At 63.9% G+C, this 24,678-nt stretch carries 19 protein-coding genes and 1 pseudogene; 5 read left to right on the top strand and 15 right to left on the bottom strand.

Annotated features, from left to right (window positions below):
* Positions 1-12: 12 nt before the first annotated feature.
* From J7E82_RS13650 to J7E82_RS13625, 6 genes and pseudogenes are all read right to left on the bottom strand, one after another.
* On the bottom strand, positions 13-1,023 hold the full coding sequence (locus tag J7E82_RS13650) for an acetylxylan esterase (RefSeq protein WP_214863549.1): 1,011 nt from the start codon (positions 1,021-1,023) through the stop codon (positions 13-15).
* A gap of 74 nt (positions 1,024-1,097) precedes the next feature.
* Positions 1,098-1,484, bottom strand: a pseudogene (locus tag J7E82_RS13645) (heterodisulfide reductase-related iron-sulfur binding cluster); the annotation flags it as partial.
* A 17-nt stretch (positions 1,485-1,501) separates the two neighbouring features.
* On the bottom strand, positions 1,502-2,980 hold the full coding sequence (locus J7E82_RS13640; protein ID WP_214863547.1) for a rhamnulokinase family protein: 1,479 nt from the start codon (positions 2,978-2,980) through the stop codon (positions 1,502-1,504).
* Positions 2,977-5,037, bottom strand: coding sequence for a bifunctional aldolase/short-chain dehydrogenase (locus J7E82_RS13635; RefSeq protein WP_214863546.1), 2,061 nt, complete (start codon positions 5,035-5,037; stop codon positions 2,977-2,979). Before J7E82_RS13635 ends, J7E82_RS13640 begins: the two co-directional genes overlap by 4 nt.
* A gap of 4 nt (positions 5,038-5,041) precedes the next feature.
* Complete coding sequence (rhaI, locus tag J7E82_RS13630; RefSeq protein WP_214863544.1) at positions 5,042-6,220, bottom strand: L-rhamnose isomerase; 1,179 nt, start codon at positions 6,218-6,220, stop codon at positions 5,042-5,044.
* A 29-nt stretch (positions 6,221-6,249) separates the two neighbouring features.
* Positions 6,250-6,597, bottom strand: a complete 348-nt coding sequence (locus J7E82_RS13625) for an L-rhamnose mutarotase (protein WP_214863542.1) — start codon at positions 6,595-6,597, stop codon at positions 6,250-6,252.
* A gap of 165 nt (positions 6,598-6,762) precedes the next feature.
* Here J7E82_RS13625 and J7E82_RS13620 point away from each other — a divergent pair, with 165 nt between their 5' ends.
* Positions 6,763-7,806 carry a LacI family DNA-binding transcriptional regulator gene (locus tag J7E82_RS13620; protein WP_214863540.1) on the top strand — a complete coding sequence of 348 codons (1,044 nt, stop codon included), beginning with the start codon at positions 6,763-6,765 and terminating at the stop codon, positions 7,804-7,806.
* 24 nt (positions 7,807-7,830) lie between these two features.
* Here J7E82_RS13620 and J7E82_RS13615 read toward each other — a convergent pair whose 3' ends face one another.
* Entirely contained in the window at positions 7,831-8,157 is a 327-nt protein-coding gene (locus tag J7E82_RS13615; RefSeq protein WP_214863538.1) for a GYD domain-containing protein, read from the bottom strand.
* Between the two features lie 103 nt (positions 8,158-8,260).
* On the opposite strand from J7E82_RS13615, the gene J7E82_RS13610 reads away from it, so the two are divergent.
* Positions 8,261-9,724, top strand: a complete 1,464-nt coding sequence (locus tag J7E82_RS13610; RefSeq protein WP_214863536.1) for a YdiU family protein — start codon at positions 8,261-8,263, stop codon at positions 9,722-9,724.
* A 199-nt stretch (positions 9,725-9,923) separates the two neighbouring features.
* Complete coding sequence (locus J7E82_RS13605) at positions 9,924-11,717, top strand: thiamine pyrophosphate-requiring protein (protein ID WP_214863534.1); 1,794 nt, start codon at positions 9,924-9,926, stop codon at positions 11,715-11,717.
* A gap of 30 nt (positions 11,718-11,747) precedes the next feature.
* Here the strand turns inward: J7E82_RS13605 and J7E82_RS13600 are convergent, their stop codons facing one another.
* From J7E82_RS13600 to J7E82_RS13570, 7 genes are all read right to left on the bottom strand, one after another.
* A complete protein-coding gene (locus J7E82_RS13600) occupies positions 11,748-11,891 on the bottom strand; it encodes a hypothetical protein (RefSeq protein WP_214863532.1) in 144 nt (47 codons plus the stop codon).
* A 52-nt stretch (positions 11,892-11,943) separates the two neighbouring features.
* Positions 11,944-12,645 (bottom strand): DUF1961 family protein, encoded by a 702-nt coding sequence (locus J7E82_RS13595; protein ID WP_214863530.1) that lies wholly within the window; start codon positions 12,643-12,645, stop codon positions 11,944-11,946.
* A 10-nt stretch (positions 12,646-12,655) separates the two neighbouring features.
* A complete protein-coding gene (locus tag J7E82_RS13590; protein ID WP_214863528.1) occupies positions 12,656-13,324 on the bottom strand; it encodes a rhamnogalacturonan acetylesterase in 669 nt (222 codons plus the stop codon).
* Positions 13,325-13,358: 34 nt separating this feature from the next.
* The gene (locus J7E82_RS13585) at positions 13,359-14,231 is read right to left on the bottom strand and encodes a carbohydrate ABC transporter permease (RefSeq protein WP_214863526.1); all 873 of its coding nucleotides are present in this window, start codon (positions 14,229-14,231) and stop codon (positions 13,359-13,361) included.
* A 2-nt stretch (positions 14,232-14,233) separates the two neighbouring features.
* A complete protein-coding gene (locus J7E82_RS13580; RefSeq protein ID WP_214863524.1) occupies positions 14,234-15,220 on the bottom strand; it encodes a sugar ABC transporter permease in 987 nt (328 codons plus the stop codon).
* Positions 15,220-16,749: an extracellular solute-binding protein gene (locus J7E82_RS13575; protein WP_214863522.1), complete on the bottom strand. Its 1,530-nt coding sequence runs from the start codon at positions 16,747-16,749 to the stop codon at positions 15,220-15,222. Before J7E82_RS13575 ends, J7E82_RS13580 begins: the two co-directional genes overlap by 1 nt.
* Before the next feature lie 109 nt (positions 16,750-16,858).
* Positions 16,859-17,542 carry a YesL family protein gene (locus J7E82_RS13570; RefSeq protein WP_251041872.1) on the bottom strand — a complete coding sequence of 228 codons (684 nt, stop codon included), beginning with the start codon at positions 17,540-17,542 and terminating at the stop codon, positions 16,859-16,861.
* Between the two features lie 304 nt (positions 17,543-17,846).
* On the opposite strand from J7E82_RS13570, the gene J7E82_RS13565 reads away from it, so the two are divergent.
* Complete coding sequence (locus J7E82_RS13565; protein WP_214863519.1) at positions 17,847-19,940, top strand: DUF6807 family protein; 2,094 nt, start codon at positions 17,847-17,849, stop codon at positions 19,938-19,940.
* A complete protein-coding gene (locus tag J7E82_RS13560) occupies positions 19,937-23,398 on the top strand; it encodes a family 78 glycoside hydrolase catalytic domain (protein ID WP_214863517.1) in 3,462 nt (1,153 codons plus the stop codon). The genes J7E82_RS13565 and J7E82_RS13560 overlap by 4 nt, the downstream gene beginning before the upstream one ends.
* Here the strand turns inward: J7E82_RS13560 and J7E82_RS13555 are convergent.
* Complete coding sequence (locus J7E82_RS13555; protein WP_214863515.1) at positions 23,395-24,651, bottom strand: MFS transporter; 1,257 nt, start codon at positions 24,649-24,651, stop codon at positions 23,395-23,397. The two genes, J7E82_RS13560 and J7E82_RS13555, sit on opposite strands and share 4 nt — an antisense overlap.
* Between the last annotated feature and the right edge of the window lie 27 nt (positions 24,652-24,678).

Here is a 24,678-nt window from a genome sequence, read left to right as displayed (position 1 = left end):
ATCCCCTGCCTCCTAGCCCTCCAGCAGCTTCCGAAGGTACTCCAACTGGCGGATCCAGTGGTGTTCCTGGCCGCCTTCGTGGTTGTTGAAGCGGTACACCTCGATATCCTTCGAGGCCCCTCCGGCACTTCCGGTTCCGTAGGAGTTGAAGCTTGCGAAGACGGTGGATGGCGGGCAGATGTCATCCATCTGCGCCGCCGAGAACAGTGCCGGGGCGCTGGCCGCTTTGCCGAGGTTCACGCCGTCGAAATAGTTCAGCACGGCCAGCATGGGCTCGTACTTCTCCCGGTGGCGGCCGAGGAACGCGGCGATTTCCGGGTAGGGGCCGCGGGGCGTGATGTCGATGGCGCGGGGAAAGTCCTGCAGGAAGGGGACGTCGGGAAGTGCCGCCACGACGCCGTCGAGCCTTCCGGCCGCAAGGCCTGCGACCGCGACGGTGATGCCGCCGCCCTGGCTGATTCCGGTGATGATCACCCTGGACGCATCGACGGCGGGATGGGACTGGGCGGCTTCGACGGCGCGGAAGGCATCCACGTACACCCGGCGGTAGTAGTAGTCCTCGCGGCTGTCGGCACCGCGGGTCATGAGTCCGGCGTAGGCTACGCCCCCTGCCGAAGGGTGTGGATCCGGGGTCTCCCCCAGCACGCCGCCGTAGCCCTGGCCGCGAGTGTCCATGATGAAATGCGCGTAGCCGGCCTGCGCCCAGCGAGTATTCTGGTTGACCAGGCCGCGGCCGCCGGAATAGCCGACGTATTCGACGACGACCGGCAGCAGCGAGGCTTCATCCCAGTGCGCCGGGAGGTGCAGCCAGCCCTTGATCGGCGCTCCGCCATAGCCGGCAAACGTGACATCGAAGGTGTCGATGACGCTCAGGTAGTTGTCCGCCAGTTCGAAGCGGGCATCCAGGGCATGGCTGCGCACGTCGGCGATGGTGCGGTCCCAGAACTGAGTGAAGTCGTCCGGCGTCGTCACCGGCGAGTTGTAGGTGCGAAGCTGGGCGAGATCCAGGTCAAAGAGTGGCATAGTCCGTTCCGGTGTGAGGGTTGGATGCTGGCGGTTTGGAGGCGTGGGGGCTGGATTGGAGCGAGCTTATCTCACTCCCTGACGTTGGTAACGCCCAGCACGTCCACCAGCAGTTCGGACAGTTCACACGTTTTCTTTCCGACGGCGACCGCCCGCTCCTCGAGCGCTGTGTCACCTGCGCGCCGTGCGATCATCGGGTGCTCGTGCTGCACAGAGGCGACGCAGGATCCGGAAGGTGCGACGGCGACGTCGTACTCCTCCGCCTCGAAGGCCCGCACGTGGTTGGCCACCACGGGTACGGCGTCGTCGAAGTAGCCGCTGTTTTCAGGCAGCTGCCCGCAGCAGGCCTGGGCGCGGGGAAAGACCACCTCGTGCCCCAGCCGCTCCAGCATCGAGACGGTGGCCTGCGCGGCACGGGGCAACATGGCGTCCACAATGCACGTGGCGAAAGCGATTCTCATTGGTGTCGTTCCTGGCATCAGGAGTGTTTGCCTGCGCCGCTGGCTTGCAGGACGCCTACTCGGATATGCTGCTGGTCCGCTGCCGGCTCGTAGCTTTCCAGGCCGACACCAGCAGCAACGAGTTGGCGCAATTCGGCCAGGCCGCCGCTGACAGCACCGGCTGCCCGAGCCTGGACCAGGACGTTGCCCAGGGCGGTGGCCTCGACGGGTCCGGCAATGACAGTCTTGCCCGTGGCATTCGCCGTGAGCTGGCACAGCAGCCGGTTCTGCGAGCCGCCGCCGACAATGTGTACGACACTGACGCGGCGGTCGGTGAGGCGTTCGGCGTCGGCAATAGTGCGGGCGTAACCGGCGGCGAGGCTGTCCAGAATGCAGCGGACCACACTGGCGGCGCGCTCCGGAAGGAGGGTACCGGTGGCGCGAGCCGCGGCCCTGATCCGGGACGGCATGTTCCCCGGCGCGGTGAACGCGGGATCGTCGGCGTTGACCTGCGGGCCGCCGGGAGGAAGCTCCGCCGCGGCTTCAAGCAGATTGGCCAGCGATGGGGAGTAGCCTTCCTCGGCCCAGGTGCGCTGGCATTCACTCAGCAGCCACAGGCCGCCAACATTGCGCAGGTACCGGATGGTGCCGTCCACGCCGCGTTCATTGGTGAAGTTCGCCAGGCGGCTGGTCTCAGTCAGGACGGGATGGCTCAGCTCCAGGCCCACCAGCGACCAGGTGCCCGAGGAAATGTAGGCGAAGTCTTCCTGCTCTGCCGGAACTGCGGCGACAGCGGAGGCGGTGTCGTGCGAGCCGACGGCCACCACCGGGGTGGTGGCAGGCAGCCCGGTGGCCTTCGCTACCTCCGGAAGCACTGTGCCAATGGTTTCGCCGGGCTGGATCAAGGGCGGGAACAGCTTCCGCGGAAGCCCCAAAGGCTTGAAGAACTCGGTGGCCCACTCCCCCGCCACTGCGTCGAACAAGCCCGTCGTGGAGGCGTTGGTAGCTTCGGTCCGGCGCTGGCCAGTCAGCCTGAAGGCGATCAGGTCAGGGATCAGCAGTGCCTGCAGCCCCTCCAGCTCGGGCTCGGTGGCCAGCTGATAGATGGTGTTGAACTGCAGGAACTGCAACCCCGTGGTGGCGTAGAGGCGTTGCTCGTCCAGGAGCATGTGAACCTTCGCGACGGCGGCACGGCTGCGCTCGTCCCGGTAACTGTAGGGCTGCGCGATCAGTTCTCCGGCGGCGTTGACCAGGCCGTAGTCCACGGCCCAGGTGTCGATCCCGATGCTCGTGATCGACTCACCGTCGACGGCGGCCGTGGTTGCGGCAGCCTCGAGGCCCTTCAGCACCTCCGCGTACAGAGCCTCGAAGTCCCAGCGGAGGCCGCCGTCGAGCTCCCCCACCCCGTTCGGGAAGCGATGCACCGTTTCGAGCGACACTCCGCCGGCCCCCACGCGGCCGAGCATGACGCGGCCGGAGGATGCGCCAATATCGACGGCGGCGAAGACAGTGCTCATCGGAGGAAGGCGGCCGCGACCCCGGCGTCCACGGGGATGTGCAGGCCGGTGGTGTGGGACAGTTCGTTGCTGGTCAGTACCGCGGCGGCGCTGGCCACGTGTTCGGGCAGAACCTCGCGCTTGAGCAGTGTGCGCTGGGCGTAGTACTTGCCCAGTTCCTGCTCGTCGACGCCGTAGACCGCAGCGCGCTTGGCGCCCCAGCCGCCGGCGAAGATGCCGGAGCCGCGGACCACGCCGTCGGGGTTGATGCCGTTGACGCGGACGCCGTACTCCCCCAGTTCGGCGGCAAGCAGGCGCACCTGATGGGCCTGGTCCGCCTTGGTGGCGGAGTAGGCGATGTTGTTTGGACCGGCGAACACGGAGTTCTTGGAGGAGATGTAGATGATGTCCCCGCCAAGGCCCTGGTCGATGAGGACCTTCGCCGCGGCCTTGGACACCAGGAAGGATCCCTTGGCCATGACGTCGTGCTGCAGGTCCCAGTCTTTCTCGGTGGTTTCCAGGAGCGGCTTGGAGATGGACAGCCCGGCGTTGTTTACGATCAGGTCCAGCCCGCCAAAGGCGAGCACGGCGGCGTCGATGGCTGCCTGGACCTGGGCTTCGTCGGTCACGTCGGCCTGGACGCCGACGGCGACATCCGCGCCGCCGAGTTCCTCGGCCACGGCCTGGGCATTCTCCAGGTTCAGGTCTGCGATGGCTACGCAGGCACCTTCGGCGGCGAGGCGGGTGGCGATGGCCTTGCCAATGCCCGACGCCGCGCCGGTCACCAGGGCGATGCGGGTGGCGTGGGACTTCGGCTTGGGCATGCGGGCCAGCTTGGCTTCCTCAAGGGCCCAGTACTCGATGCGGAACTTCTCGGATTCCTCGATCGGGGCGTAGGAGGAGATCGCCTCGGCGCCGCGCATGACGTTGATGGCGTTGAGGTAGAATTCGCCAGCCACGCGGGCGGTCTGCTTGTCCTTGCCATAAGAGAACATGCCCACACCTGGCACCAGCACAATTGCAGGGTCAGCGCCGCGGATGGCTGGGCTCTCCGGCGTCGCGTGGCGGTCGTAGTAGGCCTGGTAGTCCTCGCGGTAGGCCGCGTGCAGTTCCTTCAAACGGGCCACCGAGTCCTCGATCGAGGCGTCGGCGGGCAGGTCCAGGACCAGGGGCTTGACCTTGGTGCGGAGGAAGTGGTCAGGGCAGGAGGTGCCCAATGCCCCGAGCCGGGGGTGCTCGACGCCTTCGAGGAATTCCAGGACCCTGTCGTCGTCGCTGAAATGGCCCACCTGCGGCTTGTCCGTGGAGGCAAGACCGCGAATGACGGCGGCCAGCGCGGCGGCCTTGGCCTTCCTTTCAGCCTCGGGGAGGGCGGCATAGCCGGGAATCTTGGCGCCGAAGGGCTCGGCCTTGCCGTTCTCGGCGATGAACTTCTCGGCAGTATCGATGATCCACAGGGAGTTGGCCTCGGCCTCTTCGCTCGTCGCGCCCCAGGCGGTGATGCCGTGGCCGCCGAGGATCGTGCCGGTGGCCTGCGGGTTGGCTTCCTTGATGGCCGCGATGTCCAGGCCCAGCTGGAAGCCCGGGCGGCGCCAAGGCACCCACACGACCTTCTCGCCGAACACCTTGGACGTCAGGGCTTCGCCGTCCACCGCCGTCGCGATGGCAATGCCCGAATCCGGGTGCAGGTGGTCCACATGCGCCGCATCCACCAGTCCGTGCATGGCCGTGTCGATCGACGGGGCGGCACCGCCCTTGCCATGCAGGCAGTAGTCGAAGGCGGCCACCATTTCGTCTTCACGTTCGACGCCGGGGTAGACGTTCTTCAGTGCCTGTAGCCGGTCCAGGCGGAGCACGGCGAGGTTCTCGGCCTTCAGCGTGCCCAGGTCGCCGCCGGAGCCCTTGACCCACAGGAGCTGGACGTCTTCGCCGGTGACGGGATCCTTCTCGGTGCCCTTGGCCGAGGTGTTGCCTCCGGCGAAGTTCGTGTTGCGCTTGTCTGCGCCGAGGCGGTTGGAGCGGGTGATCAGGTCCTGAACCGTCTTGTTGCCTGCGGTGTTGTTGGTTTCCGTGTTCATAGCTCTACGCGCCCCATCCGGCTTGCTGGCCGCCCACGCGGTCCTCGTTGATCTTCTTCTGGTAGCCGCTGGCCTTGTAGGCGGCGAGCGGGTCGGCCGGGAGGCCCCGGGATTCGCGCCACTCGGCCAGGACCGGGCGGACGTCGGTGTAGAAGGCATCGTTGAAGATGCCGTGCGCGGCCAGCACGTCCCCCGAGCGCTGCGCCTCCGAGAGCGCGGCCGTGTCCACAAGCAGTGCACGGGCAGTCATTTCCTGCACGTTCAGCACCGAGCGGATCTGGCCCGGGATCTTCTCCTCCAGGTTGTGGCACTGGTCAAGCATCAGCGCGACGCCGGACTCCTTGCCTGACGACTTGCCGAAGCCCCCGCCCCGGATGACCTCGTACATGATGCGGAACAGCTGGAACGGATCCGCTGCCCCGACGATCAGGTCGTCATCCGCATAGAAGCGTGAGTTGAAGTCGAAGGACCCCAGCTTGCCCAGGCGCAGGAGCTGCATCACGATGAATTCGATGTTGGTGCCGGGGGCGTGGTGGCCGGTATCCAGGCACACAAAGGCCTTCTCGCCCAGGGCAAGGGTCTGCGCGTATGAGGTCCCCCAGTCCGGAACATCGGTGTGATAAAACGCCGGCTCAAAGAACTTGTACTCCAGGACAAGGCGCTGGTCTTCGCCGAGGCGCGCGTAGATCTCCTGAAGCGACTCGGCCAGACGGTCCTGCCGGCCCCGGAGGTCATCCTGGCCGGGGTAGTTGGTGCCGTCGGCCAGCCAGATCTTCAGGTCCCGGGAACCGGTCTGGTGCATGATGTCGATGCACTCGAAGTGGTGGTCGATCGCCCGGCGGCGCACTGACTCGTCCGACGACGTCAGGGAGCCGAACTTGTACTCGTCGTCCTGGAAGGTGTTCGAGTTGATGGTGCCCAGGCCCACGCCCAGTCCGTCCGCATACTCCCGCAGTGCCGCGTAGTCATCCACCTTGTCCCATGGAATGTGCAGCGCCACCGTCGGCGCCAGTCCCGTCAGCTCGTGGACCTTGGCCGCATCCGCCAGCTTCTCCTGGACAGTCCGTGGAGTACCGGGCGTGCCGAACACCTTGAAGCGCGTCCCCGAATTGCCGTATGCCCAGGACGGAACTTCAATGGCAAGCTCCGAAAGCCGGCTGAGCGCCGTTTCTATGTTGTTCATGATGTTTCTTTCTTCGGTATAAGGCAGTGTCAGTGGTTGCGGCTGTTGGCCGCGGCCAGTTGCTCGTCGAGGTTGAAGACTTCCTCAAGGATCGTGAACCCTTCATCCGGCGGGACGTCGCTGTCCTGGAAGAGCAAAGCCATCTCCGCTTGCCAGCGGGCGTTGACGTCAGTGAGGGCCATGCGGGCCTTAGCGGCGTCGAAGTCATCGCATTCGAGGTAGCCGATCAGCAGTCCGTCGCTGCCAAGGAACAGCGAGTAGTTGTTCCAGCCTGCCTCCCTGAGCGCGGTGAGCATCTCGGGCCAGACGGCAGCGTGCCGCCGTCGATACTCCTCAAGCAGTGCCGGCTGGACCGACGATCGGAAACAAACCCTCATATGGGACCCCTGTACACGGTGATCGGTTGCGGTCGAAAGATCGCTCTGAAACTTTCTTCCGCTTTGAATCGTTTCATTGTTACGATTCAAAGTACTCTGGACATCAGACGGGTGTCAAGACGTTTTCACTCGGGAACAGCAAGACTTTCGGAGGAACGAGTCAGCATGTCGCGGGCAGCCAGCATCAAGGACGTAGCCAACCATGCGCAAGTTGCGGTGGGCACAGTCTCCAACGTCCTGAACAACCCGGACCGCGTCTCCAGTCGCACTAAGGAACGCGTCCTCAAGGCAATCGACGAGCTCGGTTTCGTCCGAAACGATGCCGCGCGGCAGCTCCGCGCCGGACACAGCCGCACCATCGGCGTCGTTGTCCTGGACGTCGGAAACCCGTTCTTCACCTCGCTGGTCCGGGCGGCGGAGGACGCCGCCGCCGTCAATGGGAGTGCGGTCCTGCTCGGCGACAGTGGCCACGACGTGGCGCGCGAATCCCACTACATCGACCTCTTCGAAGAACAGCGCGTCCAGGGCCTGCTTCTGTCTCCAGTGGGGGATATCGGGGACCGCCTTGATGCGCTGCGCCAGCGTGGCGTTCCCACGGTGCTGGTGGACCGGCTGGCTGATGAGGACCGCTACAGTTCCGTCTCAGTAGACGACGACGCCGGAGGTTACCTCGCCGCGCGCCACCTCCTGGACCTTGGGCGACGGAAGCTTGCCTTCGTCGGCGGTCCCCTTTCCATCCGCCAGGTGGCAGACCGCCTGGGCGGCGCCCGGCGCGCCGTCACGGAAGCGGACGGTGCCACGCTCGAGTTCCTGGACTCCAACGGCCAGACCGTGCTCGCTGGCCGCGGCGTGGGCAACAGCCTTGTGGAGCGCTCCCGCGGAGAGCTTCCTGATGGCATCTTCTGCGCCAACGACCTCCTGGCCCTCGGCGTGATGCAGTCGCTCACCATGATGCACGACGTTCGCATTCCAGATGACGTAGCACTAATCGGCTACGACGACATCGACTTCGCTGTCTCCGCCGTGGTCCCGCTGTCGTCCATCCGGCAGCCCACGGAAGCTATCGGCCGTACGGCCATTGAGCTTTTGAGCGAGGAGCTCGACGCCCAGCACCCACGGCATCGGGCCGTCGTCTTCACTCCCGAACTGGTGGTGCGGCAAAGCACGGCGGGTGCGGCAGCACCAGCCGTGCTTACGCCTGTTCCTTAGGAGCGGGGTCGCCGGCAAGAATCGTCAGGCACCCGGAGGTTGATACTTGATCTGGTCGGCTTTCCGTAGGGCTTCCATCGTTTCGTCGACGGTCAGGAGCACGGTCGTTTCCAGTGAGCTTAGTGCCCCGCCTCCATTGATAGCCAGCGCAACCGCAGCCATGGAAACGTTGTCGGGAGCCTCCCACAAGTTATAGCCGTCGTGAGTTCCGAAGGCGTACCAGAATCCGTGGAGTTTCCCACCAACCGATTCGATGTATTCCTGGGCGGCTTTTCGGCGGTCCTCCGGCTTGTTGATCAGCCTCGCCCAAGTCTCCGGTGTGTAGCTGAACTTTGATAGATAAAGCGGCATCTTATCGTCCTTCGTTCGCTGGCTGAGTGTGGATTCATCAAGAATGGCAGTCTGCTGTGGGGGCAGCAATGGTCGGTAACTACGCCGCCGGTATCCTTAATGGATGAGTGACTTAGCCCAGTCAACCGTGATGTTTGAGGGCCGCTTCGCCCGGGAGTTTGCGGAGATGGCCATCCCGTGGCGGGCTGAGGAGGTGACCGACCCGCAACTGCTGGTGCTCAACGAGCCACTCGCCACGGAGCTAGGTCTGGACCCCGATTTCCTCCGCAGTCCTGAAGGCTTGCTTCTGCTGATCGGCAATGCGGTTCCCACGGAGGCTACTCCGGTAGCGCAGGCCTACGCAGGCCACCAGTTTGGCTGGTACGCCCCGCGTCTCGGCGACGGGCGCGCACTCCTGCTTGGCGAGATTATGCACGTGGACGGACAGCGTCGCGATATTCACCTCAAGGGATCAGGGCGCACGCCGTTCGCTCGAAACGGCGACGGGCTGGCAGTCGTCGGTCCGATGCTGCGCGAATACGTCGTGAGTGAGTCGATGCACGCATTGGGGATCCCCACCACCCGATCCCTCGCCGTCGTGGCGACCGGCCGTTCCGTGCAGCGTGAGACCCTCTTGCCCGGAGCGGTACTTACGCGGGTCGCGAGCAGTCATCTGCGCGTTGGCAGCTTCCAGTATGCCCGGGCGACAGGCGATATCGACCTCCTGCGCCGTCTTGCCGATTACGCAATCACCCGTCACCATCCCGCCGCGGCCGAAGCGGAGAACCGCTATCTCGCCCTCTTCCAAAGCGTGATAACCGTCCAGGCGTCGCTACTTGCTCAGTGGATGCTCGTGGGGTTCGTCCACGGGGTCATGAACACCGACAACATGACCATCTCGGGCGAAACCATCGACTACGGCCCGTGCGCCTTCATGGACGCATTCGACCCCGCCGCCGTCTACAGCTCGATCGACGAGGGCGGACGCTATGCCTACCGCAACCAGCCGCTCGTAGCGGAGTGGAACCTTGCCCGGCTGGCCGAGTCTCTCCTGCCCCTCCTCCATGATGATCAGGAGCAGGCGGTGGAACTTGCGGTGAAAGCAGTCGGTGAGTTCCGCCGTCGGTACAGTGCCGCCTGGTTTGCTGGCATGAAGGCCAAGCTTGGGCTGCGGGAAGGGCTCGACGACGAGGTGACCTCGCCGCTCGTCGACGAGCTTATGGCTCTGCTTCAGGAGGGACAGGTCGACTACACATCGTTCTTCCGCAGCCTTGGCCAAGCTGCCCGTGGCCACGCTGAACCTGCGCGAGGCCTGGTTCTCGATCTGGCAGCATTTGATGCCTGGGTTGAGCGCTGGCGCGCTTTGGACCCTGATGCCGACGTGATGGACCGGTTGAATCCCATTTACATCCCTCGAAACCACCTGGTGGAGGAGGCCCTCGCCGCCGCTACCGATGGCGACCTGGATCCGCTGAAACGGCTGTTGGAAGCCCTGGCCTCGCCTTTTGAAGAGCGCCCCGGTCTCGGACGTTACACCGCTGCCGCCCCCGAAAGCTTCGGCACCTACCGGACCTTCTGTGGAACCTGACCCGTGAACTTCCTCGGGTTGGTCGTGCTGTTACTCGTCGGCTTCATGGCGTGGGCCATTGCCACAATGACAACGTTCGCGACCAATTGACGGCAGGCAGTGACACTGCCAATACAAAGATCCATACTGGCCCCAGAGTCGGCGTTGGCGTCCCGCCCGCTGCGGGGCAGCCCGAGGGTGCACGAAAGGAAGGTGGACCATGGCATCACCAACAGTGGGAGAGTATCTGCTCGACAGACTTCGCCAATGGGGAGTGGATAAAGTCTTCGCATACCCGGGCGATGGGATCAATGCCATCGTGGCAGCGTTCGGGAAGGCCGGAAATCAACCCAAGTTCATTCAGGCCCGGCACGAGGAAATGTCAGCCCTGGAGGCAGTTGGGTACGCGAAATTCACGGGAAAAGTCGGGGTCTGCATCGCGACCTCCGGTCCGGGAGCCATCCACCTGCTCAACGGCCTGTACGACGCCAAGCTCGACCATGTCCCCGTTGTGGCGATCGTCGGCCAAACGGCAAGGACCGCACTGGGCGGCTCTTTCCAGCAGGAAGTGGACCTGCTGACCCTGTTCAAGGACGTAGCCTCCGACTACGTCCACATGGTCACCGTCCCGGAGCAGCTGCCCAACGTCCTGGACCGTGCCATACGCATCGCGGTGTCCAGGCGGGCGCCCACTGCCATCATCATTCCTACCGACGTGCAGGAGCTTGAGTACTCCCCTCCCACTCACGCACTGAAGATGGTGCCCTCCAGCCTGGGCATCCGGCCGCCGGATATCCGTCCGGACGATGAAGCGATCCAGGGAGCTGCGGACCTGCTCAACGAAGGGAAGAAGGTCGCCATACTCATCGGGCACGGCGCCCGCGGCGCAGCAGCCGAAGTACGCGAGGTGGCGGACTTGTTGGGCGCGGGTGTTGCCAAGGCGCTGCTCGGCAAGGACTCCCTGCCTGATGACCTGCCCTATGTCACCGGCTCCATCGGCCTGCTGGGTACCAGGCCCAGCTACGAGATGATGCGCGACTGCGACACCCTGCTCACCATCGGCTCAAGCTTCCCGTACCCCCAGTTCATGCCCAAGGAAGGCCAGGCACGCGGCGTCCAGATCGACATCGACCCGGCGATGATCGGCCTGCGCTATCCCTACGAATTCAACATCGTCGGCGACGCGGCCGTCACGCTGCAAGCGATGATTCCGCTCCTGCGCCGGAAGGATGATCTTTCCTGGCGCGAGGACCTTGAAACGAAAATCAGTCGTTGGTGGAAGACGATGTCTTCAGAAGCTGCAGTCGAGGCCTCACCGGTGAACCCCATGCGGCTCTTCTCCGAGCTCTCCGACCGGCTGCCCGAGAACGCAATCATTACCGCTGACTCCGGCTCCTCCGCCAACTGGTATGCCCGGCAGCTGAAATTCCGCAGCGGCACAAGGGGCTCGATTTCCGGAACCCTGGCCACCATGGGATGCGCGGTACCTTATGCGATCGGCGCGAAATTCGGATACCCTGATCGGCCTGTCATCGCATTCGCTGGCGACGGGGCGATGCAAATGAATGGCCTGGCGGAGCTGATCACCGTCCAGCGATACTGGCAGGAGTGGCCGGATCCGCGGCTGATCGTGGCCGTACTGCACAACAACGACCTGAACCACGTGACCTGGGAACTGCGCGCCATGGGCGGGGCCCCGGCATTTCCGGAATCCCAGTCACTTCCCGACGTCGACTATGCGGCTTTCGCCGCGAGCCTCGGCCTGGAAGGTATCACCGTGACAACACCCGACAATGTCGGGGAGGCCTGGGAGAAAGCACTCACGGCCGACCGACCCGTCGTCCTGGACGTTCACACCAATCCCGACATCCCGCCGATCCCGCCCCACACCACCCTTGAGCAGGCACTCAACACCGCCCAGGCCCTGGCCAAAGGCGACCCCAGCACCTGGGGAGTCATCAAAGAAGGAGTCAAGACCAAAGCCCAGGAACTCCTGCCGAACAAGGAAGATTAAGGCAGCGACAAGCAGGAGCTTCCACCGGGATCAGGCCAAGTCCCTTTCCTTCACGGTGACCTGCTCAACTGCGGCCTGCGGGCCAAGTTCATGCAGTGTGTCCAGTGTCCGCAGGTACGCCTCCGTGAAGCGCTTGTTGTTGGCGGAGCCGTGAAATAGCCGAACAACCGGCATGTTTCGCCGTTTTCAGCGGCCCGGAGATGATGATCCCTCCGGGCCGCTGCATTCAGCCGCCAGATTCCGACAACGTCTGAACCGCCAGGTTGCGATAGGCCGCCTTTAACGGCGCCATCTGGCGTAAGCCGATTCTTCCGCCACCCAGGACCTTCGAGGAAGCGTCTGTCCAGTCGAAGAGCGGCAGCCCGTTGATCGAGAACGCAACGCGTGCCCCGTCCTTGATGATTTCCATGGCGTAAAAGCCATTAGCATCTTCGGCTGGCGGGAGCGGATCGGCTCCTTGGGCAACCAGCTGGAACCCGGCGCTTTTGCGCAAGTTGCAGGTCCGGAAGGCCCGCTCGGACTCGTACTTGTGCCTGAAATAGGAGACGTGGAGGGCGTCGATCTCACCGGAGTGGTACTGCGGATAGTAGCCGGTACGGGGTGCCAGGTCTGGTGAGAACAAGTCCAGACCACGTTGGCCTGCCGCAGAGAAGAACACCATGGCAAGTCCTGGCTCGGCGATCGGCAGGAATTCCCAACTGATCCTGATATGGTCCGGGAATTCCTCCGGGCACCACAGCGTCCAGTGGGCGTGGTCGCCGTATTCGGCGTCGTCCAGGGTTCCCGAGAGCTCAAGCGCTGTACCCTCCCCAGGCGCCCCACCGCCGTCGTACTTCCCTACTGCGAGCGGACCTTCAATGACCCAGCCGTCCAAGGCGCCCGGGCCGTCAAGGGGGTTTGCGTACAGCAGCTTGGTGGTTTCAAGCATCGGACTTCTCCTAGGCGAGGGCTGCCGTGAGCTCGGGCTCCGGCTTGTAGCCCAAAGCCTCCAGCTGTGCAGCGACGAACCCGGCGATGCGTCGGGCGCCCCTCTCGTGGAAGTGTGTGTCGTCCAGGAGCCCGCCGGCCCAGTGGGCGTGCTCCCCCGGCCCAAAGTGAAAAAACAGCTCCTTGGAACCTTCCTCACCGAGCTCGATATAGAGGGCCCGCGTCCAGGTGTTGAGGTCGATGACGTCCAAGCCAAGTTCCGCGGCCAGCTCGCGGACGACGGCGGGATACTCGCCGAGCGTCTGCTCCAGGACTCCGTGGCCAAAGTGTCGACGCTCCACCGAGGTGCACAGGATGGCCTTAGCCCCCTTGGCCTGCACGTCTGCAACCATCCGACGCAGGTTCTCCACATAGCCGGTGCGTGCTGCAAGGTGCTGCCGTTTCTGGTCGTTGTGGCCGAACTGGATCAGCACCACATCCCCCTTGCCCGCCTGATGCAGCAACTGGTACCACAGGCCCTCCTCGCGGAAGGACTCCGTGGTGGCGCCGCCCTTGGCGTAGTTGTGCACAGCGCCCCACGTGTAAACGTGGGGTGCCAGATGGGCACCCCAGCCGCTCATCGGGTATTCGTAAGTGGGGCAATTGGCCACGGTGGAGTCTCCGGCTAACAGGATCTTCATGGTTTTTCCTTTCAACTTGTACAAGCTTTCGCGCCTATCCCTTAACTGAGCCGATGAGCATGCCTTTGGCGAAGTGCTTCTGCAGGAAGGGGTAGAAGATGAGGATAGGCAGGGTTGCCACCACGATCACGGCGAACTTCACGCCCTGTTCCGGCGGAATGTAGCTGGGGTCCACGTTGCCTGTGCCAAGCAGGTCGCTCGCGGCGGTGACCTGGCGCAGGTACATCTGCAATGTCCACTTGGAGTTATCGCTGAGGTAGAGCAGCGGCGACATGAAGTCGTTCCAGATGCCTACTGCGTAGAACAGGGCAAAGGTGGCCAGCACCGGCTTGGACAGCGGCAGGATGATCCGCCACAGGATTCCGACTTCGGTGGCGCCGTCCATCTTGGCCGACTCCTCAAGCTCCGCAGGGAGCTCCTGGAAGAAGTTCTTGATGATGATCAGGCTGAACGGGTTTATGGCGGCGGGCAGGATCAGTGCCCAGTAAGTGTTGAGCAGTCCGAGGTCCTTGACCAGCAGGAAGGTGGGAATCATGCCGCCGGAGAAGACCATGGCGAAAACCACCAGGCTCAGGATGAGCTTGCGGCCGCGCAGGTTCCGTTTCGCCAGCGGGTAGGCCATGGTTACGGTGAGGATCAACTGCACCAGGGTACCCACCACTGTGACGAGCACTGTGGTGATTAGCGCACGCGTGAACGCTTCGGTGGAGAAGATGTATTCATAGGCGCCCAGGCTGAACTGTTCGGGCCAGACGAAGAAGGGACGCCGGGTGATTTCAGCCTCGGTGGCTAACGATCCGGCGAAGACATACACGAATGGCAGGAGAGTGATCATGCCGATCGCGGCGAGGAAGACGTAGTTGGCGGCGTCGAAGATCCGGCCACCAGTAGTGTTGTGGATTTTCATGGCTAGAACAGTCCGCTCTGGTTGAATCGCTTGGCCAGCCAGTTGGTGCCGAAGATCAGCACGATGCCCACCAGCGCCTTAAAGAGCCCGACGGCGGTGCTGTAGCTGTAGGCGCCCTGCGTGATGCCAACGAAATACACGTACGTGTCGAAGACGTCGGCCACGCTGCGGTTCAGCGCATTGGTCATGAGGTAGATCTGCTCGAAGCCAGTGTTCAGCATCTGCCCGATCGCCAGGATCAGCATGACGATGATGGTGCTGCGAATGCCCGGCAAGGTGATGTGCCAGACCCGGCGGAAGCGCCCGGCGCCGTCGATGATGGCGGCCTCGTACTGGTCCTGGTCCACGGTAGCCAGGGCCGCAAGGAAGATGATGGTTCCCCAGCCCGTGTTCTTCCAAATCTCCTGGAGCACAATTAGCGGCCGGAACCAGTTGGGATCGCTCAGGAAGTCCACCTTGGTGCCAAACAGTCCGTTCAGGAACTGGAACAGTGGCCCGATATCCAGCGCGAACAGCAGGAAGCTCAGTGAAGCAACGATCGTCCAGGACAGGAAGTGCGGGATGTATACCAGCGTCTGCACCGTGCGCTTAAGCACGCTTAGTCGGACCTCGTTCAGCAGCAGCGCGAGGACAATGGTCAGCGGGAAGGCCACCAGCAGGTTCAGGGCGGCCAGGATCAGGGTGTTGCCCAGCAGCCTTGGAAAGTCCGGGTTGGAAAAGAAATCCTCGAAGTGCTGGAGCCCCACCCACGGGCTGCCGTTCACCCCCAGGAACGGGACGTAGTCCTTGAACGCGATGGTGACGCCATACATCGGGGCGTAGCGGAAGATCGCGAAGTAGAGCACTCCGGGGAGCAGGAGCAGGTAGAGCCACTTGTAGTGCGCAAAGTGGACGGCCAAGCCACCCCGTTGGAAGTGCCTCCGCCCCGGAGCAGGTGCCGGGGACGGCACCCGCCCCGGGGCTTTGGTGTCAATCGTGGAGGCAGTCACTAGCGGTTTTCCTGCCAGAGCTTATTGATCTCTTCCTTGACCTTGTCGCCGCCGCTCGTGCTCCACAGTTGGATCGCGTCCTTCAGGCCCTGCTCGTTGATCTGGCCGGCAAGGTACTTGATCCTGGCATCGGCCACGATGTTGTCCAGCTGCGCTCCCTTGGCTACGTAGGTGGGCGAAACATATGGCGCGGCAGGATTATACACGGCGCTCTTCAAGTCCTCGGCCATGAGCTTGAGGCGATCGTCATAGACCTTTTGCTCGTACTCGCTCGGCTGCTTGACCGGGTAGAAGTTGTTGCCTGTAACGTTCGTGCCCAGCTGGGCGTAGCTCTTGATATCCGTGTTGACGACCTTGCCCTCCGGTGTTTCGGGCTTGATGGTGGCGGCCTTGCCGTCCTCGACGGCGAAGTTGACTCCCTCGATCCCGTTGTTGAACAGGGTGGCAAGCTCTTTGCCATTCATCTTGTCCAGGAAGGAGAGGATGTTCTTCAGCTCAGCCTCGGTGCGCACGCTGGCCTTTGGCACGGCAAGGAAGCCCGAGTATCCGTCAGTCGGGTGGGCGCGGAGCTCGCCGTCAGGCCCTTGGAGGTTGCCCACGAAGCCCACCTTGTTCTGGAAGTCATTCGGATTGGCCTGCTTGAACAGGTTGATCAGCACGCTTACGCGGGAGTCGACGTCGACAATCATGCCGCCCTTGCCGTTGAAGAACGGCTCGTTCCACTTGGTGCCGTCAAAGGTGGCGAAATCGGGGTTGATGAGCTTCTCATCCACCATCTTTTTGACGAAGCGGTTGGCTTCCAGGAATTCCTCGGTCTCGAAGCTCGGGATGAGCTTGCCGTCCTTCTCCGTCCAGCGGTTACCGGCGCCGTACCACGTCTCAATGAAGTCATAGGGGCTGTTCGTTCCCAACGCGCCCCACTTGGGAATGGTGATGCCCCAGGTGTCGTTCTGGCCGTTGCCGTCAGGATCCCGTTCCGTAAAGGCTTTGGCGACGTTGTACAGGTCCTCAGTGGTTTCCGGCGCCTTCAAGCCGAGCTTGTCCAGCCAGTCCTGGCGGAACATGACGGCGGTACGCATGGGTCCGCGGGCACGGAAAACGCCATAGACCTTGCCGTTGACGCTGGAGTTCTTCTGAATTTCCGGAAAGGTGGTCTTGAGGTTCGGATAGTCCTTGAGCTTGTCTGTGAGGTCCCAGAATGCTCCGGCCTCGGCGTTTTTGACGAAGCCCGGCGACTTGCTCTGCACCACCATGATCTGGGGAATCTCAGTGGACGCCAGGGTGATGTTCATCTTGTCCCCATAGGACGAATTCGGCACCCACGTGATATTCACGTCCTTGCCCGTTAGCTCCTCGAATTTCTTCTGCACGGCCCCGTCCGTCGCCGGCGGCTGCGCCTCCAGGAACGGCGCCATGATGCTGATGCTCTTGGAGTCCGCAGCCGGCGCTTCACCGCCGCCGCAGGCGGTCAGGCCCAGGGCCGCGGCGACGACGACAGCCGTCGCCAGGGTGATTTTCCTACGGTTCATGGTTCCTCTTTCCACTTCTTCGGGGTGCTGAACTTCATTGGTAAAGCCCTTGGTTGATACGTTTCACATTGAGAATTCGGTTGGCTACCAATTTCCCGGCTTTCGCCACTTAGGCAAGCGCCTTGGACTCGACGACGGATTCAGTCGCGGAGTCAACCACCGACTCAATTGCGGCGGAAGCCGCTAGGGATTCGTCATTCGCGGTGAAGAATCGATCGCAGAGCCAGCCAGTGACATACAGCCAGCCGCCGATACCGAAAAAGGGAATGATTCCGGGGACGGCCGTGCAGGCAAACACAGCCGCTGCCGTAACGAAGAGCAGGATCGCTGTGCCTGCCAGATGCCTCATGGCAAAGCGCGACGACGTCAGGAAGAAGCCGGGAACAGACAGTTCATAACGGGCAAACATGGGAAAGACGTAACAGAAAACAGCGATGGCAAAGATGCTCGCAAGAAAAACGCCCGCAGCCGCAATCTGGGAACCCAAATCCCATCCCGACGAGAAATACTGCCAGTTAAGGACCAGGGCCGCGGCGACCATGATCATCGGCAGGCCAAGGGCGTTGCCTTTGAGGAAGTTACGGAAGTATTCACGGGGAAAGCCGCGAAGCAGAGAGGCCGCATCCCCCTGTATCCGACGACGGACAAGCACCGCGGCGGCGGCACAACTCGGTCCGACCCCAAAGACCACCCCGCCGGCCAGCGTGAACACGAGCCACAGGACATTCAGGCATGCGATCCATGCAAGGGTGTCGAAAAACGTGTAAGCCCGCGAGCTGGAAAATCCAGCCATCACTCCACTTCCTTTCGTTTCTCCATCGTTGCAGAAGAGAGCACACCTATGCCCTACGTCACATCAGTAACCGCTTTCTGGAAATCTAGACCGTCAACCAAGGAAGGTCAAGAAAGTTTTTGAATCGATACATATCCGGCCACTTGGGCGTACACTGGCATAAAAGCACGGGAAAGCGCTTGCTAAAACCAACGCGAGGTCACTTACGGCCCACTGGAAGGGTTGGGATGGACCGTAAGTGACTCCGCGTTGCTTTCCGTTGACGATGGCGTCGCATAAACGGCAGCGCCGGAACAGGAGCACCATGGACACCGCGTTCACCCAGCCCGCCGGGCCTAGTCGCGATGCCCGGGGCGACACGCGCAGAGCCGAAGGCCTTAGCGGATCGCCCACAAAGCGGATGCCTGCACGCATAGCGTTAGTCGGTGTCCACGGATTCGGCGCCCATCACTTGATGAACCTGGAGCGCCTGCGGGAGCTCGGCCTGGTTGACCTGGTAGCCGTTGCCGATCCCAATCCCCCGGCACCGGGCACCCTCCCCGAGGGCACCGCCGTACATGGTGACCTTCAGGCGCTTCTCGGCGGCGGCCACAACCCCGACGTCATCATTGTGGCCACTCCGATCCAGACCCATGCCCCGCTGGCTTTGGCCGCCCTCGCCGCCGATGCCGACCTCTACCTTGAGAAGCCTCCGGTCGCCAGCATGGCGGATTTCCGGCGCTTGCAGGAGGCCTCCGCTTCCTCGGGGCGAAGCGTCCAGATCGGTTTCCAAAGCCTCGGCTCACATGCGCTGGCCGCCATTGAGGAACTCCTCCGGGACGGCACCATCGGCTCCTTGCAGGGTATCGGCGCAACCGGCCGCTGGGTCAGGGACAAGGCGTACTACAAGCGCTCACGCTGGGCCGGAAAGCGTAGCCTGGACGGGGTGGACGTAGTGGACGGAGTCGCCACCAATCCCCTGGCCCACGCCATTGCCACCGCCCTTCGAATCGCAGGCGCACGCACAGCCGAGGACCTCGCCTCGGTGGAAACCGACCTGTACCGCGCCAATGACATCGAGGCGGACGACACGTCCGTCATCAAGATCCGTACAGCGCACGGGCTGCCTGTCACTTGTGCCCTCACACTCTGTGCCACGGAGTCGGTAGAACCCTACGTTACGTTGCAGGGCACCGAAGGGATGGCCGTCTTCTATTACACGGAAGACCGCCTGGTCATCAGCAACGCTGCCGGCGAACGCACCGAAACCTTTGGCCGTGATGACCTCACAGAGAATCTGCTCGCCCACCTGAACGATGGCACTCCCCTCATCAGCCCGCTGGACGCTTCCGGAGCCTTTATGCGGGTGCTGGAAGCGATACGAACCGCTGATTCTCCGGCTTTGATCGACGCCTCGCACGTATCTTGGGAAGGCGAAGGAGAGGGGGCGCATGCTGTTGTCCGCGGAATCGAGGACGCCCTGGAGCGATCGATCCGTGCCCACGCGACATTCAGGGAATTGGACTTGCCGTGGGCGCGCCCGGCGTTCCCGGACGTCGCCAAGCCCTTGTTGTTCGACGACGGCGGACGCCCGCTCGCCGTCGAACGCACCGGAAAGGGACTCACGCCAACACTCGCTCCGCGTCCCTACCTGCATCCGGTTACGACGCTCGCCGGTACCATCGTCACCGATCACCTGCCCGTCGATCACCCCTGGCATCTGGGCGCTGGCTTCGCGCTGCAGGACGTCAACGGGAACAACTTCTGGGGCGGTCGCACCTACACCACGGACGCCGGCGCCTACGTCGCCAGGCCGGACCACGGCCGCATTGAAGTCGTTCCTTCCGCCTCTGGAGGAGCCGCAGCCAACGCGAGCGAGCTCCTGGCGTGGCTTGGCGCTGACGGGCAGGCCCTGCTCCGCGAACAGCGCACGGCGGCCAGGACGATCCTCGACGACCACACCTGGCGACTGGACTTGTCCACGGAACTGACCGCCGTCGTCGATGTCTCCTTGGGAAGTCCGGGGTCCAACGGTGCTCGAGGCAGCGGTTACGGGGGCTTCTTTTGGCGCCTTCCCGCTTGCTCAGAAACGCGAGTCTTCACGCCCGACGCCGAGGGCGAACCGGACGTGCACGGTTCAGTTGCGCCATGGATCGCCTGGAGAGCGAATTTTGGTACGGTCAACTTTGGTGCGGGCGAATCCCAGGCGGTGGCGACCCTGGTCTTTGCCGCACCCGTGGAGTCACCGGACCCGTGGTTCGTCCGCTCCGCAGAGTATCCGGCGGTGGGCTCGGCCCTCGCCTGGGATTCTCCCGTGACCTTGGCGGCCGGAGAATCGCTTCGGCGCAGCATCAGCGTCTGGCTCTGCGACGGCGAACTCTCCGCCACTGACATCGACGCCCTGGTTGCCGAGCGGTGACGGCAGGAGTCGCAGCCCAATCCTCACTCACTCCCGAAGAACTCCTGACGGAAGGCTTGCCCCATTGCCTCACGGCAACCGCCCACCCGCACTTCGGCTGGCGCCTTAGCTTTACGGACGGAGGCCGCCACGATCTTGCCTTCCAATCCGCCTATCGGCTGTTGGTGAGGGACAGCGTGGGTTCCACCGTGTGGGATTCCGGAGTGGTCGCCTCGCCCCAGCAGGATTTCGTTCCCTACGCCGGACCCGCCTTGGCCCCCGACCGGGACTATTCGTGGACGGTGTGCGTGACGGACGCTGCCGGGGTGGTCAGTCATTGGGCCGAGCCGACGGGTTTCAGCACGGGCCTGTTCCAAAGCGCGGAAATCTCCCAGGAAGGCGTCGGTCGCGAAAGCGATGAGTCAGAGCCGGATGCCGCAGGCTGGGCGGCGGAGTGGATCCAGCGGCGGCCTGGCGGCCGAGCTCCCCTGGAGAGGTTCGACGGCGTGTTGCGCGTGAGTGCCTCGCCGCACCTGCCGCTCCCCTGCGACAAAGTATCAGCATTCACTCTTGAGGCCCGGCTGCGGCTGCGCGTGGGATCGGCCGGGATATTGATCCGTTGCAACGGCCCGGCCAGCGGACTGCTGCTGGAATTCGACGCCGCGGGCAATGTGGTGTTGCGACCTGCTGCACCATGGGAAGTGGGCGCCTCGAAGGTTCCGGACACCGGCATCCTGGCCAGGGGCTCAGCGCGTGATTTGGTCGGTGGAGCTGAGGAGACGGATGCTGCTGCGCGCACAGCCCGGGAGGCCGGCGGCTGGCACGACGTTGTGGTGATCGACGACGGCGCGTCGGTCGCCGTCGACGTCGACGGCCGGCGCGTCCTCGAAGTATCCCTCCCCGGCGCCGCCCCGGTAGGCCTGGCCCTGCATCAGGGTCCGCGCAGCCACGCTGAATACGCGCGATTGAAGGTGAGTTCCGGCGCGTCCCCGGCGAACCACGGCGTCCTGCTCAACTCCGACTTCTCCCAGCCGGAGGCACTTGCCGGCTGGGACCTCACCACGCCCCACCGCCAACCGGACGAGTGGACTTTGGCCCGGACCGACGTCAAGCTCTCCGGCACGGTGGTCCGTGCGCGGCTGTTTGCGGCCGCAGGACACCAGGCCCGCCTGTATCTAAACGGCGAGCGCTGCCTCGATACCGTATCGTTTGGCTACCCGGGCGAGCATTACTACGACGCCGCCGACATCACCTCCGTTGTGAACTCGGCGCTCAGGGCCGCCGAGGGCGTTGGCGAAAACACCCTAACGCTGGCCGCGCGCGCCCACTGGTACGGTCCCGGGCAGGGTCGCGCGGCCGGCGTGCCCGGATTGCTGGTGCAACTGAATGTCGAATACGACGACGGCCGCCGGGAAGTCTTCGGCACCGGCCCGGACTGGGTGGTCGCGGAGGGTCCCTACCGGCAATCCGGTTACCGGAATGACGAAGGCGATCCCTTGGAGCACTTCGACGCCACGGCGGCCGCTGCCACATTCGACCCTTCACAAGGGCAAACTGCCCGATGGTTCCCCGCGCAGTCCCTCGGCCGCCACCCGGTGCCGGCGTTCCCAAAACTGACCGCTCGCCGCACCTTCCTCGCCGAGCACAGGGTCTCCGCTCTGCGCATCCTGTCTGCCAACGACGGAACACCCGTGGCCGACTTTGGCCGGGTGATTCCTGGCCGACCGGTAGTGGATTTCGCCGATGGCACCCACGGCAGGACGATACTTCTCCGGGCCGGATACAACCTGGGCCCGGACGGCAGGGTGGACACCGGAAAGAGCGCCAGCCAAAACACCGACATGTCGTTCCCGTACATGCAAGTTTTCGGGCCGCAGCGCTATGAAGCCGTGGTCCACCTCGGTTTCCGGTACCTGGAACTTCCGGGCGTGGAGGCCAGGGAGATCGGCGAGGTTGGCGCCGTCGTCGTCCATGCCGAGCACCCGCACGAGGGAAGCTTCCAAAGCTCGGACCCCGTGCTGGACGAGGTATTCGGCCTGCTGCGCGACTCAGCACTGCTTGGGGTGCAGGAACAGTTCGTGGACACCCCGACCCGGGAGAAGGGCCAGTTCCTGGGGGATGCCGTCAACATCTCGTATGCCACCATGACGCTGTTCGGTGAGCGCCGGTTTACCGCCCAAGCGCTGCGCGAATTCGCTTCATCTGCCGTCCGCTATTGGAATGATCCGAGCGAAAAGGGGCGCTACAACGCGGTGTATCCCAACGGGGACGGCAAGCGGGACATCCCTGACTTTTCACTGATGATGCCCGAGTGGGTGGCGGAGTATTTTCGGCTAAGCGGCGATCGCGGACTGGTCGAAGAGTTGCTGCCCCACCTGCGCGGAACAGCAGACTACGTGTTGCGGCACATCCCCGCCGAGGGACCCACCGCAGGCCTGGTGACGCACCTCGGTGGGGGGTCCGGTCCCTATCTGCATGGCATTGTGGACTGGCCCGCACCAGGACGGTTCGGGTACGACATGCAGTGCGCCGCCCGCACCACCGTTAACGCGCAAGCCTGGTCGGTCCTGGATTCGGTGGCCTGGCTGTGTTCGGTTATGGGCCGGGAACGTGTGGGCGCAAGCTACTCCCGCCATGCCGCGGACCTTGCCTCCGCCATCGATGGCCGGCTCCGCGTTGAGGGCGTGATGGTGGACGGCCTACGCGCGGACGGCCAGCCGAGTGCAGGCATCTCCCAGCACGCGACATCATTCCCCCTGTCGTTCGGCATCACTCCCCCGGAGTTTGCTCGGGCTGACGCCGCGCGACTCGAGTCCCTGGGAATGCGTCAAGGCCCAATGACCGTCCACCTCCTTTTCCGGGCACTGTTGGCCGAGGGCCGGACCGACGCTGTCCTGGACCTCCTGACCAACACGGATCAGCCCGGCTGGGCACGCCAGCTGCGGGCAGGGGCAACCTTCACATGGGAGGCCTGGGAGCTGGAGGAAGGAACGGATTACAGCCAGTCCCATGGATGGTCCGCCTCGGTGATCCGCGAGATCCTTGGATACGTGCTGGGGATTCGGCCTGCAGGTTTTGGCACTGGTGCGGGCTCAGCTCCGGGCTTCGCTGGGGGTGGAGCAGCGCTTGTCGTTGGACCTGTAGTGTTCGAACCGCCTGTATGCCGGCTCGAGTATGCAAGCGGCAGTGTTCCGCTCCAACAGGGCCTGGCGACAGCGGCGTGGGCCCGAACCAGCCTCGGAACGGAGCTCGACTGTACACTGCCCGCCGGCCTCGAGGGCGAAATCAGGCTCCCTGCGGGACGCTATTCGGTTACAGGTCCCGCCGGGGCTGCAGCGCCGCCGTCGGGCCTTGGCACTGCCGATGGCCCCGCCTTTGCCGGAGGCCCCGCCCTTGCCGACGGCCCCGCCCCTCGCAAAAGCCGAACCATCTTCCGGGTCCCTCCAGGTACCTGGAGCTTTAGGCCCGAACAGCTTTAGATGCTTTTAGCGTTCCGCCGGCCGTGGAGCCACAAGAGCCCGGCGATCACAGCGGCGGAGAGCATGCCCAGGGCGCCGGTCACCACAAGTCCGGCTCGCACTCCGAGTTCCTGTGTCAGCCAGCCGGCCAGCAGTCCGCCCAGGGCGTGGCCTCCGAGCAACAGAGGCAGGTAGAGGGCCATGACCCTGCCGCGCACCGCGGCCCCGGCTTCGAGCTGGACCGCTGTGGCAGCACTCGTGAGGAAGAGCAGGGTCATGAAGCCCACCAGTACCAGCAGGATCATGAAGAATTCCTGGGTAGGCATAAGCGCGGCAACGAGTTGCGAGAGGCCAAAGAGTCCCGCGCTTGCCACGATCGCTTTCCGGCCGAGACGCTGCAGTCGCGGCGCCACGAGCGCTCCTCCGAGGGCTCCCAGGGCACTCAGTGTGTTGAACAGGCCGAAGCCGGCGGCGCCACTGTGCCAGACTCTGTCTGCGAACGCCGCGAGGACCACGGGGCCGTTCATGCCGAAGGCGCCGAGGAGCCCGGCCAACAAAATGATGAGGAGGAGCTTGGGACGTTCGCGGACATAGCGGAAACCCGCCAGGATCTGCCCGCGCCCCCTCCGCGCGGGTTCCCCAATGTGCAGTTCCGCCGGGCGGATGGCGCTGATCATGACTATCACCAAAACGCAAAGCAGTGCATTTGCTGCGAAAGCTGCTGCCGAGCCCGCCTGCGCAATCACCAGCCCGCCTAGGGCCGGTCCCGCCATGGCTCCCAGCTGCGCCATGGCACTGTTCAATCCGATCGCTGCCGGAAGGTTGCCGTCACCTACCACTTCGTTGACGAACACCTGCCGTGCCGGGCCGTCCACCGCGCTGGTGATACCGAGCAGGATGCAGCAGCCATAAACCACGCCGACGACGATAGTTCCGCTGGCATTCCAAAGGGCGAGGCTGGTGGCGAGGATTGCTGTGATTGTCTGGCAGACGAGCAGGATCCGGCGCTTTGGGAAAAGGTCCACCAGCACGCCGCTGAGCGGGCCCACCACAAGCATCGGCAGGAACTGCAAGGCGACGGCGATTCCGACGGCGGCCGGGCTACCGGTCAGCTGCAGGACGAGCCAGTCCTGGGCGAGCCGCTGCATCCAGACGCCAGTGCTGCCGGCGAACTGTATCCCGACAAAGAGGCGATAGTTGCGCTGTCGAAGGGGCCGGTGCCAGGGAACCGAGGAGGCATTGGCAGCGGTTGACTTGGGGCGTGGGGAAGTCACGGAAAAAGCTCGGCCCCTTCGGACACG

This window comes from Arthrobacter sp. ISL-30, from assembly GCF_018613855.1.
GTDB lineage: Bacteria > Actinomycetota > Actinomycetes > Actinomycetales > Micrococcaceae > Arthrobacter.
This window is presented reverse-complemented; position numbering and strand designations above follow the sequence as displayed.